The sequence below is a fragment of the Streptomyces tagetis genome, assembly GCF_018069565.1.
In the GTDB taxonomy this organism is placed as follows: Bacteria; Actinomycetota; Actinomycetes; order Streptomycetales; family Streptomycetaceae; genus Streptomyces; species Streptomyces tagetis.
Genome location: NZ_JAGPNL010000008.1, coordinates 380292 through 397035, shown reverse-complemented (window position 1 = coordinate 397035; position 16744 = coordinate 380292). Strand labels below are relative to the sequence as shown.

The 16744-nt window shown below is 75.0% G+C and carries 14 protein-coding genes, 2 rRNA genes and 1 pseudogene; 12 read left to right on the top strand and 5 right to left on the bottom strand.

What is annotated here, in order from left to right; all coding sequences use genetic code 11:
• Nucleotides 1–101 (top strand): 23S ribosomal RNA (locus J5Y05_RS26180); the annotation flags it as partial.
• 104 nt (nt 102–205) lie between these two features.
• Nucleotides 206–322, top strand: a 5S ribosomal RNA gene (gene rrf, locus J5Y05_RS26175).
• 120 nt (nt 323–442) lie between these two features.
• Here the strand turns inward: rrf and J5Y05_RS32330 are convergent.
• Nucleotides 443–1630: a hypothetical protein gene (locus J5Y05_RS32330; RefSeq protein ID WP_210875554.1), complete on the bottom strand. Its 1188-nt coding sequence runs from the start codon at nt 1628–1630 to the stop codon at nt 443–445.
• A gap of 60 nt (nt 1631–1690) precedes the next feature.
• On the opposite strand from J5Y05_RS32330, the gene J5Y05_RS26165 reads away from it, so the two are divergent.
• Nucleotides 1691–2527 (top strand): tetratricopeptide repeat protein, encoded by an 837-nt coding sequence (locus J5Y05_RS26165; RefSeq protein ID WP_210875553.1) that lies wholly within the window; start codon nt 1691–1693, stop codon nt 2525–2527.
• Between the two features lie 99 nt (nt 2528–2626).
• Here the strand turns inward: J5Y05_RS26165 and J5Y05_RS26160 are convergent, their stop codons facing one another.
• Entirely contained in the window at nt 2627–3919 is a 1293-nt protein-coding gene (locus J5Y05_RS26160; RefSeq protein ID WP_210875528.1) for a DUF1015 family protein, read from the bottom strand.
• Nucleotides 3920–3991: 72 nt separating this feature from the next.
• Between J5Y05_RS26160 and J5Y05_RS26155 the strand changes: the two genes are divergently transcribed.
• The 3 genes and pseudogenes from J5Y05_RS26155 to J5Y05_RS26145 all read left to right on the top strand — a co-directional run bounded on the left by J5Y05_RS26155 (nt 3992) and on the right by J5Y05_RS26145 (nt 6364).
• Complete coding sequence (locus J5Y05_RS26155; protein ID WP_210875527.1) at nt 3992–5023, top strand: HAD hydrolase-like protein; 1032 nt, start codon at nt 3992–3994, stop codon at nt 5021–5023.
• 187 nt (nt 5024–5210) lie between these two features.
• Nucleotides 5211–5498: pseudogene (locus tag J5Y05_RS26150) on the top strand (iron chelate uptake ABC transporter family permease subunit); the annotation flags it as partial.
• Nucleotides 5495–6364: an ABC transporter ATP-binding protein gene (locus J5Y05_RS26145; protein ID WP_210875526.1), complete on the top strand. Its 870-nt coding sequence runs from the start codon at nt 5495–5497 to the stop codon at nt 6362–6364. The pseudogene J5Y05_RS26150 and the gene J5Y05_RS26145, both read left to right, overlap by 4 nt.
• On the opposite strand, the gene J5Y05_RS26140 is transcribed toward J5Y05_RS26145, so the two are convergent.
• Nucleotides 6348–6695: a sterol-binding protein gene (locus J5Y05_RS26140; RefSeq protein WP_210875525.1), complete on the bottom strand. Its 348-nt coding sequence runs from the start codon at nt 6693–6695 to the stop codon at nt 6348–6350. The genes J5Y05_RS26145 and J5Y05_RS26140 overlap by 17 nt on opposite strands.
• Before the next feature lie 42 nt (nt 6696–6737).
• On the opposite strand from J5Y05_RS26140, the gene J5Y05_RS32035 reads away from it, so the two are divergent.
• The 6 genes from J5Y05_RS32035 (at nt 6738) to J5Y05_RS26110 (ending at nt 12845) form a co-directional block, all read left to right on the top strand.
• On the top strand, nt 6738–7202 hold the full coding sequence (locus J5Y05_RS32035; protein ID WP_247615294.1) for a hypothetical protein: 465 nt from the start codon (nt 6738–6740) through the stop codon (nt 7200–7202).
• A 7-nt stretch (nt 7203–7209) separates the two neighbouring features.
• Nucleotides 7210–8025, top strand: a complete 816-nt coding sequence (locus J5Y05_RS26130; RefSeq protein ID WP_210875524.1) for a TlyA family RNA methyltransferase — start codon at nt 7210–7212, stop codon at nt 8023–8025.
• On the top strand, nt 8022–8927 hold the full coding sequence (locus J5Y05_RS26125) for an NAD kinase (RefSeq protein WP_030417964.1): 906 nt from the start codon (nt 8022–8024) through the stop codon (nt 8925–8927). Before J5Y05_RS26130 ends, J5Y05_RS26125 begins: the two co-directional genes overlap by 4 nt.
• A 79-nt stretch (nt 8928–9006) precedes the next feature.
• A complete protein-coding gene (recN, locus tag J5Y05_RS26120; protein WP_210875523.1) occupies nt 9007–10749 on the top strand; it encodes a DNA repair protein RecN in 1743 nt (580 codons plus the stop codon).
• A 2-nt stretch (nt 10750–10751) separates the two neighbouring features.
• Nucleotides 10752–11516 (top strand): hypothetical protein, encoded by a 765-nt coding sequence (locus tag J5Y05_RS26115; protein WP_210875522.1) that lies wholly within the window; start codon nt 10752–10754, stop codon nt 11514–11516.
• Between the two features lie 186 nt (nt 11517–11702).
• Nucleotides 11703–12845, top strand: a complete 1143-nt coding sequence (locus J5Y05_RS26110; protein WP_210875521.1) for a glycosyltransferase family 4 protein — start codon at nt 11703–11705, stop codon at nt 12843–12845.
• A gap of 18 nt (nt 12846–12863) precedes the next feature.
• Here the strand turns inward: J5Y05_RS26110 and J5Y05_RS26105 are convergent, their stop codons facing one another.
• The gene (locus J5Y05_RS26105) at nt 12864–14498 is read right to left on the bottom strand and encodes a PucR family transcriptional regulator (RefSeq protein WP_210875520.1); all 1635 of its coding nucleotides are present in this window, start codon (nt 14496–14498) and stop codon (nt 12864–12866) included.
• Between the two features lie 146 nt (nt 14499–14644).
• On the bottom strand, nt 14645–16453 hold the full coding sequence (locus tag J5Y05_RS26100; RefSeq protein ID WP_210875551.1) for a glycoside hydrolase family 15 protein: 1809 nt from the start codon (nt 16451–16453) through the stop codon (nt 14645–14647).
• Nucleotides 16454–16744 lie beyond the last annotated feature (291 nt).

Genomic DNA, 16744 nt, shown 5'->3' with positions numbered 1-16744 from the left:
TGGGGTAAGGCTCCCAGTAGACGACTGGGTTGATAGGCCAGATATGGAAGCACCGTAAGGTGTGGAGTTGACTGGTACTAATAGGCCGAGGGCTTGTCCTCAGTTGCTCGCGTCCACTGTGTTAGTTCTGAGGCAACGACCGTTGCCGGCTTTGAGCAGAACACACAATTGAAGAGTGTGCTTGTTCGCTCGAAACCATTAGGGTTTCGGTGGTTATAGCGTAGGGGAAACGCCCGGTTACATTCCGAACCCGGAAGCTAAGCTCTACAGCGCCGATGGTACTGCAGGGGGGACCCTGTGGGAGAGTAGGACGCCGCCGAACAATCTTTGGGAAGGACCCCTGGTCCCCAGCGTTCATGCTGGGGACCAGGGGTCCTTTCGTTTTTCCAGGGCGCGTCGGGTACCCGACGCGCGAGAATGAATGCGGTACCGAAGACAGGAGTCACCGATGTCCACCAACTCTCCCGATGACCGACCGGAGCGCGATCAGCGGCGACGGGACAGTGGTGACCGCGGTGACCGTGGCGGCTTCCGCCGCGACAACGACCGCCGGGACAACGACCGTCGTAGCTACGGCCGGCGTGACGACAACCGCGGCGAGCGGGGCGGCTTCCGCCGTGACGACAACCGCGGGGGTGACAGCCGGGGCAGTGACAACCGGGGTAGTGACAGCCGCGGTGGCGGGTACGTGCGTCGGGACGACCGGGACCGTGACCGGGGTCCGCGTCGGGACGACCGGCCGCCCTTCCGGCGGGATGACCGTGACCGGGGCGAGCGGCCCGCGTTCCGGCGCGATGACCGGCGGGACGACCGGCGTGATGACCGGCGTGACGACCGTCCCCCGTTCCGTCGGGACGACCGTGGTGACCGGGGCGACCGTCCCGCGTTCCGCCGCGACGACCGCCCGCCCTTCCGCCGCGACGACCGGCGCGACGACCGCAGGGACGACCGCGGCGAGCGTGGAGACCGTCCCGCGTTCCGCCGCGACGACCACCGGGGTGGCGACAACCGCGGTGGTGGATACGTGCGTCGGGACGACCGCGATCGTGACCGGGGTCCGCGCCGCGATGACCGGCCGCCCTTCCGGCGTGACGACCGGGACCGGGACCGTGACCGGGGTCCGCGCCGGGACGACCGGCCGCCCTTCCGGCGCGACGACCGCGACCGGGGCGAGCGGCCCGCGTTCCGCCGTGATGACCGCCGTGATGACCGGCGTGATGACCGGCGTGACGACCGTCCCCCGTTCCGTCGGGACGACCGTGGTGACCGGGGCGACCGCCCCGCGTTCCGCCGCGACGACCGCCCCCCCTTCCGCCGTGACGACCGGCGCGACGACCGCAGGGACGACCGCGGTGAGCGTGGAGACCGTCCCGCGTTCCGCCGCGACGACCACCGCGGCGATCGCGGTGACCGGGGTGGCTTCCGTGGCCGTGACGACCGGCGTGACGATCACCGCGGTGACCGCCGTGACGACCGGGGACGTGACGAGCGCGGTGGCTTCGGGCGGCGTGACGACCACCGGGGCGACCGGGGCGGCTTCCGTGGGCGCGACGACCGTGGTGGGCGTGGGCCCCGCCGGGACGACCGCGGTGGGCGGCCCGGCGGCTTCCACGGCCGGGACGACCGGCACGGCGGCGGACGCTTCCGTGAGGAGCGCGAGCGTGACCGTGACCGGGAGCCGATCAAGCGGCTGCCGATCCCCGAGGAGGTCACCGGCGAGGAGATCGACAAGGACGTACGGCAGGAGCTCCAGAGTCTGCCCAAGACGCTCGCGGAGGACGTCGCCCGGAACCTGGTGATGGTCGCCCGGCTCCTCGACGAGGACCCCGAGGGCGCCTACGGCTACTCCAAGGTGGCCCTGCGGCTGGCCTCCCGTGTCGCCGCCGTGCGCGAGGCCGCCGGTTTCGCCGCGTACGCCACCGAGAAGTACAGCGAGGCCCTGGCGGAGTTCCGGGCCGCCCGGCGGATGACCGGGTCGGCGGAGCTGTGGCCGGTCATGGCCGACTGCGAGCGCGGTCTCGGCCGGCCGGAGAAGGCGCTGGACATGGCGGGCGCCCCCGAGGTGCAGAAGCTGGACAAGGCCGGGCAGGTCGAGATGCGGCTCGTCGCCGCCGGCGCCCGGCGTGACATGGGCCAGCTCGACGCGGCCATCGTGACCCTCCAGAGCCCCGAGCTGGCCTCCCAGTCCGCGCAGCCCTGGACCGCGCGGCTGCGGTACGCCTACGCCGACGCGCTGCTGGCCGCCGGCCGGGAGGACGAGGCCCGTGAGTGGTTCGCCAAGGCCGTCGAGTCCGACCGGGACGGCAGCACCGACGCCTCCGACCGGCTCGCCGTGCTGGACGGTGTCGACTTCGTGGACGCCCTCGACGAGCAGGCGGACCTCGACGAGCAGGCCGACGACGAGCCCGACGAGCCCGAGGAGCCCGGGAAGCCCGAAGAGCGCGCCGTGACCGAAGAACGCGACGAGCGCGCCGAGCGCGACGAGGAGCGTGACCGGGAGACCGGCCGGGACGGCGAGCGGGACTGACCCCGGTCGCCTCCCCACGGAGGACCCGCGGAAGGTGAGAAGGTGAAGGGGGGCGGAGCCGACCAGGCTCCGCCCCCCTTTTTTTGCCGTGGAGGCGGTTCACAGGTCCAGCGCGCGCAGCACCAGCCCCGAGGCCGGTTTCGGGCCGAACGACGTGGACTTGCGGGGCATCGTGACGCCCTGCCGGGCCAGTTCGCGGACGACCTCCTCGCGGACCGGGTGCATGAGCACGGCCGTGCCGCCGTCGCGCTCCGCCTTCTCCACCGTGGCCGCGGTGTCGTGGATGTAGGAGACGTGGGCGGCGGAGTCGTCCGGGACGTGCCAGACGTGGGCCAGGAGCGTGGCGTGCAGCACCGTGGCGTCCAGGGTGCGCCAGGCCGCGGGCCGGTCGTCCGGCACCGTGCGCTCCAGCAGCTCCGGCTCCGGCCGGTCGACGAGGTGGAAGGCGCCGTCCCCGGCGAGGAGGAAGGCGTTGCCCGCCTCCGCCGCCTCCCCGAGGGCGGCCATGGCCCGGGGGAGCGGGGCGTCGAGGCGGCGGACACGGAACCGGCCCTTCAGGGCGGTCAGCGCGTCCGGCACCGCCAGCCCGTGCAGCAGCCGGTGGATGGCCCGCACCCGCAGCGGATGCCGGGCCGTGTCGACCAGGAGCACCAGGCCGTCGTCCCAGGCGCTGGGCGAGGGGTGCTCGGCGCGCAGCCTGCGGTAGGTCGCCCAGCGGTGGTGTCCGTCGGCGATGAGCGCCTGGTGCCCGGCCAGTTCCCGTCGTACGAGGGCCGTTTCGGCGGGGTCGGTGACCGACCACAGGCGGTGGGCGTAGCCGTCCTCCGTGACCGTGGACAGCAACGGCGGCCGGGCGGCGGCGCGTTCGACGATGCCGGTCGTGCCCGCCGTGGTGTCGTCGCCCCGGTAGGTGAGCAGGAGCGGCTCCAGGTTGGCCGAGGTGGCCCGCATCAGCGCGGCGCGGTCGGCGACGACGTGCGGCATGACGTCCTCGTGGGGCAGGACGATCTGCTCGGCCGGGTCCGAAACGCGCAGGGCGCCGATGACGCCGCGTTGCAGCAGGCCCTCGCCGTCGCGCTGTTCGTAGACGTAGAGGGCCGGTTCGGGGTCCGGGCGCAGGACGCCCTCGGAGCGCCACCGCTTGAGGGTGGCGGCGGCCTGCGCGTTGCGGGCCTCGGGGGTGGCGGCCTGGGGCAGGATCAGGCGGACGATGTTGTGCGGGTCGGCCGACTCCAGGTGCAGCAGCCCGTCCGGGCGGACCACGACGTCGTACGGCGGGGAGGTCACGGCGGCCAGGCTGCCGACCCGGTCGGGGTCATAGCGGAGGCCACGGAACGGGGTGAGTTCCAGGCCCCGGGGCGTCGTTGCTTCCGGGTGACCTGCGATGTCCATCCCGGCATCGTACGTGTGCCCCGGGCATGGGGGATGATCGGGGGAAAGCCGTCGAACGAGGAGCGATGCATCATGGGCCGCAGCGTCAGGACGAGTCCCCGGGGCAGCGGGCGGGCCCTGAGCGAGGCGTACGACACGGCTCTGCTCGACCTGGACGGTGTGGTGTACGCCGGGGGGCACGCCATCGCGCACGCGGTCGACTCGCTCGCCGTGGCGCGCGCGGGCGGCATGCGGCTCGCGTACGTCACCAACAACGCGCTGCGCACGCCGGACGCGGTGGCCGGGCACCTGACCGAGCTGGGCATACCGACCGGCGCGGACGAGGTGATCACCTCGGCGCAGGCGGTGGCCCGGCTGATCGCCGACGAGCTGCCCGGCGGCGCCCGGGTGCTGGTGATCGGCGGCGAGGGGCTGCGGGTCGCGCTGCGCGAGCGGGGCCTGGAACCGGTCGAGTCGGCCGACGACGACCCGGCCGCGGTCGCCCAGGGCTACGGTGGTCCGGAGCTGCCGTGGGGCCGTTTCGCCGAGGCGTGCTACGCCATCGCCCGCGGGGTGCCCTGGTACGCCTCCAACACCGACCTGACGATCCCCGGGGCCCGGGGCATCGCCCCCGGCAACGGCGCGGCGGTGCAGGTCGTGCGGATCGCCACCGGCGCCGACCCGAAGGTGGCGGGCAAGCCGCTGCCGCCGATGCACCGGGAGACGATCCTGCGGACCGGTGCCCGGCGGCCCCTGGTCGTCGGCGACCGGCTGGACACCGACATCGAGGGCGCCTTCAACGGCGACGTCGACTCGCTGCTGGTCCTCACCGGCGTCACCGACGGGGCGCAGCTCCTGGCGGCGCCGCCCGAGCACCGGCCGACCTACGTCGACGCCGATCTGCGCGGGCTGCTCACCGGGCAGCCGGAGGTCGCCGGGGACGCGGAGGGCGGTTTCCGCTGCGGTGGCTGGACGGCGCGGGCGGGCGCCGAGCGGCTGGAGCTGGAGGGCGACGGCGCGGTGCCGGACGGGCTGCGGGCGCTGTGCGCCGCGGCGTGGACGGCCGGCGGCGAGCGGGGGTGCGCGCTCGATCCGGGGAAGGCGCTGGCCCGGCTGGGGTGGTGAGGAGCACGGGAGCCCCGGGGAGCACGGCGGGCCGGAGAGGAGGTTAGGTTAGCCTAACCGGGTGTTGGTCGACACTGCTCCCGAAGGGCGTGCGAAGGCCGGCCCCGCTCCCGAAGGGCGTGCGAGGGCCGTCCCCGTGCCGCCCGGCCGCCGGGCGCTGCGTGCCGCCGGGCTCCCCGTCGCCGCCGTGCTGCCGATGGTCGCCGCCGTGGTGCCGACCGGGTCCCCCGCCGCGGGCCCGGTCTCCTTCGCGGCGCCGACCGCGCCGCGGCCCGCCCGGTGCCTGACCCGCGCCCCCGGCCCCAACCTGCTGCCGTCCCCGTGCAGGGGCGCGGCCCCGCTCGTCACCGCCGACCGGATCTCGCAGCGCGCCTTCGGCGCCGAGCGGCTGCCCGCCGGTGTCGTCACCGGCGTCCTCGGCGGCGCCTGCCTGCTGTGGCTGCTGGTCACCGGACGCCGGGCGGGCCGCATATGAGCGCCGGCACCGCCCGGGGCGGACCGAACAACCGAAGGAGCACCGTGGACCGTCTCTCCGCCGAGGGCGTCACCCTCGCCTACGACCAGCGCGTCATCGCCGAGCATTTGTCGGTGGCGATACCGGACCACTCCTTCACCGTGATCGTCGGCCCGAACGCGTGCGGCAAGTCCACGCTGCTGCGGGCGCTGTCGCGGATGCTGCGGCCCAGCGAGGGCCGGGTGCTGCTCGACGGGCAGGTCATCCAGTCGCTGCCGGCCAAGCAGGTCGCCCGCACCCTCGGCCTGCTGCCCCAGTCCTCCATCGCGCCCGACGGCATCACCGTCGCCGACCTCGTCGCCCGCGGCCGTTACCCGCACCAGGGGCTGCTGCGCCAGTGGTCCACCGAGGACGAGCGGGTTGTCCAGGAGTCGATGGCCCGTACCCGCATCGGCGAACTCGCCGACCGCCACGTCGACGAACTCTCCGGCGGGCAGCGCCAGCGGGTGTGGATCGCCATGGCCCTCGCCCAGCAGACCCCGCTGCTCCTCCTCGACGAGCCGACGACCTACCTGGACATCCAGCACCAGATCGACGTGCTCGACCTGTGCGCCGAACTCCACGAGGAACAGGGCCGCACCCTCGTCGCCGTCCTGCACGACCTCAACCACGCCGCCCGCTACGCCACCCACCTGATCGCCCTCAGGGACGGGCGGGTCGTCGCCGAGGGCGCACCCCGCGACATCGTCACGGCCGCGCTGGTCGAGGAGGTCTTCGGGCTGCGCTGCCAGGTCATCGACGATCCGGAGACGGGGACGCCGCTGGTGGTCCCGGCGGCCCGCAGGACGCGCGTCGCCCACGGGGCCGGCGCTACAGAAGCTTCCTGAGCCGGAGCAGATCGCGCAGCCCCGCCTCCAGCCGCACCCGGCCCGAGCCCCAGGCGCGGGCGAACGGCAACGCGCCGTCGACCAGCGCGACCAGGTCGTCGCCGGTCATCGCCAGCCGGATGCGCGCCCGCTCGCGCGGCGGCCCCGGCAGGGTCTCGCGCACCTCGATCCGGCCGTCCGCCATCCGGCCCGCGAAGGTGACGTCCAGGTCGGTGATGTGGCAGCTCACCGTGCGGGCCGGTCCGGCGGCGGCCCGCACGGCGCCGTCGGCGCCGCCCATGTTCCCAGCGAGCCGCTCCAGCGCGGCGCGGCACTCCTCGATTGTGGCCATCGCGCACGACGGTACCCCAGCGGTTCGCGGTAGCGTCGGGGCATGAGCGACGCAGCCGCCGAGCCGCGGACCCCCGAGGACCCGCCCGGCCGGCCCCCCGCGACGGACGGCACGAGCGGGACGGACGGCAGGAGCGGGACGGACGGCAGGAGCGGGACGGACGGCAGGAGCGGGACGGACGGCACCGGCGGCACGGACCGCACGGACCGCACGGGCGGGCAGCGGCCCGGGTGGGAGCCCGCCGCCCCCGCCCCGCTGGACGTGACGCGTACCCCCACCGGCCATGCCGCGGTGGACGACCGGCTGCGGCGGCTGGCCGACGTCGACCACCTCGCCACCGAGGGACACGTCGAGGTGTACGAGGATGTGCACCGGGGCCTGCGCGAGGCGCTCGCCGCGCTCGACACCCGTCCGGGCCCGCAGGCTCCCGCGCCCCGACCGACCACCACCCCCCGACCGGGTCCCGCCGGGCCCGCGCCGGGACCGCCGTACGCACAAGGGAGCTGAACCGAACGTGGCAGGAGTCGCACGCCGCCGTCTCGACGCGGAACTGGTCCGCCGCAACCTCGCGCGCTCGCGCGAGCACGCCGGCCGGCTGATCGCCGAGGGCCGGGTCGCCGTCGGCAAGACCGTCGCGACCAAGTCCGCCACGCAGGTGGAGACCGCCGCGGCCATCGTCGTCACCGCCGACGACGGCGACCCCGACTACGTCTCGCGCGGCGGCCACAAGCTGGCCGGCGCCCTCGCCGTCTTCCAGCCGCTCGGCCTGGTCGTCGAGGGCCGGCGCGCGCTCGACGCCGGCGCCTCCACGGGTGGCTTCACCGACGTCCTGCTGCGCGCGGGCGCCGCCCACGTCGTCGCCGTGGACGTCGGATACGGACAACTCGCCTGGTCTCTGCGGCAGGATGAACGCGTCACCGTCAAGGACCGTACGAACGTACGTGAGTTGACGACCGAGGCGATCGATGGGGAGCCTGTGGACCTGGTGGTGGGGGATCTGTCCTTCATCCCGCTCGGACTGGTGCTGCCCGCCCTGGTGCGGTGCACGCGACCGGACGCCGACCTGGTGATGATGGTGAAACCGCAGTTCGAGGTGGGCAAGGAACGCCTCGGCAGCGGGGGAGTGGTGCGCAGCGCGCAGTTGCGGGCCGAGGCCGTGTGCGGGGTCGCCCGCCGGGCCGCGGACCTGGGGCTCGGGGTGAAGGGGGTCACCGCCAGTCCGTTGCCGGGGCCCTCCGGGAACGTCGAGTACTTTCTGTGGCTGCGGGCCGGGGCAGACGCGCTGGACCCGGCCGACGTCGACCGTGCAGTGGCGGAGGGGCCGCGTTGAGACCGAATCCAGCTCGTACTGTTTTCCTGCTCGCCCACACCGGGCGCCCGGCTGCCGTGCGCAGCGCGGAACTCGTGGTCAAGGGGCTGCTGCTCGCCGGGCTCGGCGTGCGCGTCCTGGAGGCCGAGGCCCGCGACCTGCCGCTGCCCGAAGAGGTGGAGCTGGTCCGGGAGGCCACGCCCCAGTGCCTGGACGGCTGTGAGCTGCTGATCGTGCTGGGCGGTGACGGGACGCTGCTGCGCGGCGCCGAGTTCGCCCGCGCCTCCGGCGTGCCGATGCTCGGCGTCAACCTCGGCCGGGTCGGCTTCCTCGCCGAGGCCGAACGCGACGACCTCGACAAGGTCGTCGACCGGGTGGTGAAGCGGGCCTACGACGTCGAGGAGCGGATGACCGTCGACGTCGTCGTGCACCGCAACGGCGACATCGTGCACACCGACTGGGCGCTCAACGAGGCGGCCGTGCAGAAGGTGTCCGCCGAGCGGATGCTGGAGGTCGTACTGGAGATCGACGGGCGGCCCGTGACCGGGTTCGGCTGCGACGGCATCGTCCTGTCGACGCCCACCGGCTCCACGGCGTACGCCTTCTCCGCGGGCGGGCCGGTGGTGTGGCCCGAGGTGGAGGCGCTGCTGATGGTGCCGATCAGCGCGCACGCCCTGTTCGCCAAGCCGCTGGTGACCTCGCCGGACTCGGTGCTGGCCGTGGAGGTGCTGCCGCACGTGCCGCCGGGCGTGCTCTGGTGCGACGGGCGGCGCACGGTCGAACTGCCGCCGGGCGCGCGGGTCGAGGTGCGGCGCGGCGCGGTGCCGGTACGGCTGGCGCGGCTGCACCACGCCTCCTTCACCGACCGGCTGGTGGCCAAGTTCGCGCTGCCGGTCTCCGGGTGGCGCGGGGCGCCGCAGTAGGCGGCCGGGTCCCGGACCACGACGGGGGGTGACGCCCCGCGGGGGTGGGCCGCTTCGCGCGGCGCGGGGAAAACCTCGTATGGTCTGGGACGTGCTGGAGGAGATGCGGATACGGTCACTGGGAGTCATCGACGACGCTGTCGTGGAGCTGTCGCCGGGGTTCACCGCCGTCACGGGTGAGACCGGTGCGGGCAAGACCATGGTGGTCACCAGCCTGGGGCTGCTGCTCGGCGGACGCGCGGACCCGGCGCTGGTGCGGATCGGGGCGAAGAACGCGGTCGTCGAGGGGCGGATCGCCGTGCCCCGGGACGCCTCGGCGGCGGTGCGGGCCGAGGAGGCCGGGGCCGAGCTGGACGACGGGGCGCTGCTGATCAGCCGTACCGTCTCCGCCGAGGGCCGGTCCCGGGCCCATCTGGGCGGGCGGTCGGTGCCGGTCGGGGTGCTCGCCGAACTCGCCGACGAACTGGTGGCGGTGCACGGGCAGACCGACCAGCAGGGGCTGCTCAAACCGGCCCGGCAGCGGCAGGCCCTCGACCGGTACGCCGGTGAGGCCGTGGCCGCTCCGCTCACCCGGTACACCGAGGCGTACCGGCGGCTGCGGGCCGTCGCCGTCGAGCTGGAGGAGATCACCACCCGGGCCCGGGAGCGGGCCCAGGAGGCCGATCTGCTGCGCTACGGCCTCGACGAGATCGCCGCCGTCGAGCCGCTCCCCGGCGAGGACCGGGAGCTGGCGGAGGAGGCGGAGCGGCTCGGCCACGCCGAGGCGCTGGCGTCCGCCGCCACCGTCGCCCACGCGGCGCTCGCCGCCGATCCGGAGGACCCGGAGGGCGTCGACGCCTCGACCCTCGTGGCCGGCGCGCAGCGCGCCCTGGACGCGGTGCGCGCCCACGATCCCGCGCTCTCCGCCCTCGCCGAGCGGATCGGCGAGATCGGCATCCTCCTCGGCGACGTGGCCGGGGAACTCGCGGGGTACGCCGACGACCTGGACGTCGACCCGCTGCGGCTGGCGGCGGTCGAGGAGCGCCGGGCCGCGCTCACCGCGCTCACCCGCAAGTACGGCGAGGACGTCGCCGCGGTGCTGGAGTGGGCCGAGCGGAGCGCCGCCCGGCTGACCGAGCTGGACGGCGACGACGAGCGGATCGGCGAGCTGACCGCCGAGCGGGACGCGCTGCGGGCCGAGCTGGGCGGGCTGGCGCAGGCGCTGACGGACGCGCGTACGGAGGCCGCCGAGCGGTTCGCCGGGGCGGTCACCGCCGAACTGGCCTCGCTGGCCATGCCGCACGCGCGCGTCTCCTTCGCCGTCCGGCAGACCGAGGACCCGGAGGGCGTCGAGGTCGGCGGGCGCGCGGTCGCCTACGGCCCCTCCGGTGCCGACGAGGTCGAGCTGCTGCTCGCCCCGCACCCGGGCGCCCCGCCCCGGCCCATCGCCAAGGGCGCCTCCGGCGGTGAGCTGTCGCGGGTGATGCTCGCCGTCGAGGTGGTCTTCGCGGGCACGGACCCGGTGCCGACGTACCTGTTCGACGAGGTCGACGCGGGGGTCGGCGGCAAGGCCGCGGTGGAGATCGGGCGCCGGCTGGCCCGGCTGGCGCGGACGGCGCAGGTCGTGGTGGTCACGCACCTGCCGCAGGTGGCGGCCTTCGCGGACCGGCAGTTGCTGGTGGAGAAGACGGACGACGGCTCGGTGACCCGGTCCGGGGTCAAGGTCCTGGAGGGCGAGGAGCGCGTACGGGAGCTGTCGCGGATGCTCGCCGGGCAGGAGGACTCCGAGACGGCGCGGGCGCACGCCGAGGAACTGCTCGCCGCCGCGCGGGCGGACGCGTAGCGGTGCCGTACGGGCGGGCCGGGCGGGCCGGTGCCGGAGTGCTGGTGGCCGCCGCGCTCACCCGGGCCGGGCTGGCCGCGTTGCGTGTCACGGAGCCGGGCGGGCGCCGGAGGTGGGAGCGGACCAACTTCGCCGGGCGGACCGTCGGCCTCCACACCGGGCCCGCCGCGACCGGCGCGGCGGCCCTGGTCGCCGCCGGGGAGGGTCCCGCCGCGGGTCTCGTGGTGCTTGCCGCCGGGGCCCTGGGCGCCTACGACGACGTGGCGGGGGCCGGGGACCCGCGGCGCGGCTTCCGCGCCCATCTGTCGGCGCTGCGCGCGGGTGAGGTGACCAGCGGGGCGGTGAAGCTGTTCGGGATCTCCGCGGCCGGGCTCGCCGCCGGGGCGGCGCTGCGGGAGCGGCCGGTGGACCGGGTCCTGGCGGGTGTCGTGATCGCGGGGGCGGCGCACTTCGTCAACCTCGTCGACGTGCGCCCCGGGCGGGCCGCCGGAACGGTCCTCGTGCTCGCCGCGCCGGGACTGTGGCGCGGGGGGCCCGGCGCGCGGGCCGCCTCCGCGGCGGCGGGGGCCGCTCTGGCGGTCCTCCCCGGCGACGCCGCCGGGCGTACGATGCTCGGCGACACCGGGGCGCACGCGCTGGGCGCGGCCCTGGGCGTCGCCGTCGCCGCCGGGAGCCGCCGGGCGTCTCTGGCCGCGCACGCCGCGGCACTGGTGGCCGCCGCGGTGTGCGGGGAGCGGGTGAGCACCTGGGCACGTTCACTCGTGTGAGTGAATCCGTGCTGTCGTGTTGTCCCGCTGGTGGCGTGCTGGGAGCGTTCGTCGTTCCCGGAACACCCGTACGTGCTGGCATCCTTGACGGAGTGACGACCAGGAGACGGCGCGCGTTTCCGCTCCGCTCCCGCCCCCTGGACGCCCTTCGAGTCCGTTCGACAGCGAACCAGGAGCCCCGGTCAGGTGACCTCCGTCAGCAGCCTCTCCCCGCACGGCCGGTCGCCGCTGCACGTCGTGCAGGTGCTGGGCGGAGGCAACGCCGGCAGCGCCGGGCACGTGCGCTCCCTGGCCGCGGGGCTCGTCGCACGGGGCGTGAAGGTCACGGTGTGCGCCCCCGTCGAGGCGGAGCGCAACCACGACTTCACCGGGGCCGGCGCCGTCCACGCCCCCGTGCCGCGCAGTACCGACCCCGGCGCCCTGGCCGCGCTGCGGGCGGCCGGAGCCGGCGCCGACCTGGTGCACGCCCACGGACTGCACGCCTCCTTCCGTACCGTGCTGGCCCTCGGCGGGCGGAGCACCCCGCTCGTCGTCACCTGGCACGACCGCGCCCACGCCGAGGGCGCCCGCGCCCACCTGCTGCGGCTGCTGGAGCGCCGGGTGACGCGGACGGCCTCCGTGGTGCTCGGCGCCACCTCCGCGCTGGTCGACCGCGCCCGGCACACCGGCGCCCGGGACGCCCGGCTCGGCCCCGTCGCCCTCCCCGCCCGCCCCCGGCCCACCGCCGACGCGGCCGACCCCGACCTGCTGCGGCCCAAGGTCCGCGCCGAACTCGGGGCCACCGGACGCCCGTTGCTCTTCGCGGCCGGCCCCCTGGAGGAACACCGGGGCTACGACGTCCTGCTTGACGCCGCCCGCCACTGGCGCCGCCTCGACCCGGAACCGCTGGTCGTCATCGCCGGGGAGGGACCGCTCCGCGCCGGGCTGCAAGGGCGGATCGAGGACGAGGAACTGCCGGTCACCCTCGTCGGCCGGCGCGACGACATCCCCGACCTGCTGGCCGCCGCCGACCTCGCGCTGCTGCCCAGCCACCGGGAGGCGGGCCGCGCCCCGCTCGCCCAGGAGGCCCTGCACGCGCGCGTGCCGCTGGTCGCCAGCGACGCCGGGGCCATCTGGGAGATCGTCGGCGACGCCGCCGCCCTCGTCCCGCGCGGGGACGGGGAGGCGCTCGCCGCCACCGTCACCGGGCTGCTGGCGGACCCGGGGCGGCGCCGGGCGCTCGTGGACCGGGGCGTGCGGCAGGCGGCCACCTGGCCGACCGAGGACGAGACGGTCGCCCAGGTCCTCAGCGTCTACGACGAGCTGACCCGGCCCCAGCCGTTCCTGTGACGCCCAGGCGCCGCGGGGTCAGGGCACGTGGCGCCGGGCCCGCAGCGCGAGGCTCAGCGCCAGCACGGTCTGCGGATCGTCCAGGTCGGTGCCGAGCAGCTCGCCGATGCGGGCCAGCCGGTTGTAGAGCGTCTGCCGGTTGAGGTGGAGTTCGCGGGCGGTCTCCGCCTTGCGGCCCGCGTGCGCCAGATAGGACTGGAGCGTCGGCAGCAGCGGCGGCCGGGACCGGCGGTCGTGCTCCTGGAGCGGCCCGATCGCCCGCTCGACGAAGGCGGCCAGGTCCGGATGGTCGCGCAGCCGCCACAGCAACAGGTCGATGTCGAGCCGCCGGGCGTCGTACCAGGGCAGGTCGGCCAGCCCCTGGGCCGCGGTCGCCGTCTCCGCCGCGTGCCGCAGCCCCGCCGACGCCGCCGCCCAGCCGCCGGGCACCCCGACGACCACGACCGGCGGCTGCGACTCCGGCCGCCGCATCCTGGCCCGCTCCACACCCGCCCGCAGCGCCGCCGCCACCCGGTCGGCGACCGTGGCCCGCTCCGTGTCCGAACGCAGGCCCAGCAGCAGCGGCACCCGCCCCTCCACCGGCCGCACCCCCAGCAGCACCGGTACGCCCACCGACGCCAGCTCCTCGGCGACCGCGCGGGCCAGCACCGCCCAGTTGCCCCCGGCCGGGGAGAACGGGTCCCCGAGCCGCATCACCACCGGCAGCAGCGGACCCGAGCCCGGCTTGAAGCCGAGCACCCGCGCCTGCGCCGGCGCGTCCTCGGCGGTGACCCGGCCCTCCGCCAGGTCGGTGAGGAAGTCGCCCCGCCCCCGCGCCGCCAGCTCCTCCTCCTGGCGGGCCTGCATCAGCACCACCGCGAGGATGCCCGCCGTCCGCTCCGCCGCCATCCGGTGCACCGGCTCCAGCGGGGACCGCACCGGCAGCAGCACCAGCCGGGCGCGCACCGACCCGGTGCCCGGCCCGCCGCCGGGCACGTCGACCAGGACCGAGCCCGCCGGGGGCCCCGCCTCCTTGTGCTGGCCGCGCAGCCCCTCCCAGACCTGGAGCGGATCGGCGCCCTCGGGTCCGGCGCCGGCCGCGTACAGCAGCCGTCCGTCGGTGGTCTCCAGGAAGACCGGGTTGTCGGCGAAGGCGGCGAGGATGGTCAGCACCTGCGGCACCCCGCCCCCGCCGAGCAGCGCCTCGGTACAGCGCCGGTGCACCTCCTCGGCCCGCTGGAGCAGCGCGTAGTGGCCGTTGACGATCTCGGTGTGGATCTCCTCGGTGACGGTCACGAAGGGCACCTCGCGGTGCAACTGGACCAGCGGAAGCCCGGCCGAGCGGGCGGTGTCGACGAGGGCCGCCGGGAGCCGGGCGAAGCGCGGGCCGAGTTCCACCACGAGCGCCGTGATGCCGCGCTCGGCCAGGGTGCGGACGAAGGCCCGCTGCTCGGCGGGGCGGGTGCCGAGCCCGTAGCCCGTGGTCAGCAGCAGTTCGCCGCCCTTGAGCAGCGAGGCGATGTTGGGCACCTCACCGGCGTGGACCCAGCGCACGACGCGGTCCAGCCGGTCGGCTCCGGCGAGGATCTCGGGCAGGCCGCCGCGCAGCGCCGGGAGCTCCAGAGCGCGCCGGAGGGTGATGCCCGTGGGCCGGGGTGCGCGGAGGGAATCCATGCCCGGACGCTACCTCGGAGCACCCCCCCCGCACACACGCCCACACCCCCGACGACCAGGGACGCGCGGGGGGCACGTCGGAGGCCGGGGAGTGCTCCGGGTCCCCGGCGCCCGGTGCGCCGGGTGCACCCCCGGCGCTGCTTCGGTCAGCCGCCGTATGCTCCGCTGGCGGTGAGGCGGAGGGCGGTGTCGATCAGGGGGACGTGGCTGAAGGCTTGCGGGAAGTTGCCGACTTGGCGCTGTAGGCGCGGGTCCCACTCCTCGGCGAGCAGGCCGAGGTCGTTGCGGAGGGCGAGCAGCCGCTCGAAGAGCTTGCGGGCCTCGTCGACGCGGCCGATCATCGCCAGGTCGTCGGCCATCCAGAACGAGCAGGCGAGGAAGGCGCCCTCGTCGCCGGGGAGGCCGTCCAGGCCGACGTCCTCGCCGTCGCCGTCGGTCGGGTAGCGCAGGATGAAGCCGTCCGAGGTGGACAGCTCGCGCTGGATGGCCTCGATGGTGCCGATGACGCGCTTGTCGTCCGGCGGCAGGAAGCCCATCTGCGGGATGAGCAGCAGGGAGGCGTCCAGCTCCTTGGAGCCGTAGGACTGGGTGAAGGTGTTGCGCTCCTTGTCGTAGCCCTTCTCGCAGACGTCCCGGTGGACGTCGTCGCGCAGCCGCTTCCAGCGCTCCAGCGGGCCTTCGGCTTCGCCGGACTCGATGAGCTTGATGGTGCGGTCGACGGCGACCCAGACCATCACCTTGGAGTGCACGAAGTGGCGGCGCGGGCCGCGCACCTCCCAGATGCCCTCGTCCGGCTCCTGCCAGTGGTCCTCCAGGTAGCGGATCAGCTTGATCTGGAGCACCGAGGCGTAGTCGTTGCGGGCGAGGCCGGTCATGTGGGCCAGGTGGAGGGCCTCGGTGACCTCGCCGTAGACGTCGAGCTGGAGCTGGTGGGCGGCGCCGTTGCCGACGCGGACGGGGACGGAGCCCTCGTAGCCGGGGAGCCAGTCCAGCTCGGCCTCGCCCAGCTCGCGCTCGCCCGCGATGCCGTACATGATCTGGAGGTTCTCCGGGTCGCCGGCCACCGCGCGCAGCAGCCACTCGCGCCAGGCGCGGGCCTCCTCGCGGTAGCCGGTGCGCAGCAGCGAGGAGAGGGTGATGGCCGCGTCACGGAGCCAGGTGTAGCGGTAGTCCCAGTTGCGGACGCCGCCGACGTCCTCCGGCAGGGAGGTGGTCGGCGCGGCGACGATGCCGCCGGTGGGGGCGTAGGTGAGGGCCTTGAGCGTGATCAGCGAGCGGATCACGGCCTCCCGGTAGGGGCCGTGGTACGTACAGTGCTCGACCCACTCGCGCCAGAACTCCTCGGTGGCCTCCAGCGACTGCTCCGGCTCGGGCAGCGCGGGCGGCTCCTTGTGCGAGGGCTCCCAGGAGATGGTGAAGGAGAGGCGCTCGCCGGCCTCCACGGTGAAGTCCGCGTAGGTGGTGAGGTCCTTGCCGTAGGTCTCGGCGGACGTGTCGAACCACACGGAGTCGGGGCCGGCGACGGCCACGGTGCGGCCCTCGTGCTTGCGCACCCAGGGCACGACCCGGCCGTAGCTGAAGCGCATCCGCAGCTCCGAGCACATCGGGACCCGGCCGGAGACTCCCTCCACGATCCGGATGAGCTGGGGGGCGCCGTCCCGGGGCGGCATGAAATCGGTCACGCGGACCGTGCCGTCGGGGGTCTCCCACTCGGATTCCAGGATCAGGGAGTCGCCGCGGTAGCCGCGCCGGGTGGCGGCGGGGGGTGGGGAGCCGGCGGCGAAGGCGGGGCCCAGCCGCCAGAAGCCGTGTTCCTCGGTGCCCAGCAGCCCGGCGAAGATGGCATGCGAGTCGAAGCGGGGCAGGCACAGCCAGTCGACTGTGCCGTCCCGGCAGACCAGGGCAGCGGTCTGCATGTCTCCGATGAGTGCGTAGTCTTCGATGCGCCCGGCCACGTGCAACTCCAGTCGAACGGCCACGTCACCCCACAGGGGGGCGGTCGCTAGTGCGGTCAAGGGGTATGTCATGCGTCGTTGAAAGGCGAAGCAAAGCAGGCGTACGGCCCGGAAGCCAAACACTGCTGCCCAAACGACAATTGTTGCTCAACGAGCCGACGAGCTCTTGTTGTTCCGGTGGGGACGAGGGTGGGGGGTGGTGCCGTGTATTCGGCCTGCTCGGCAGCGAACGTCCGAGCAGGATACGACGCACTCAGATGATCTGTGTCCCGGTCTCGGCAACCCGGGTCC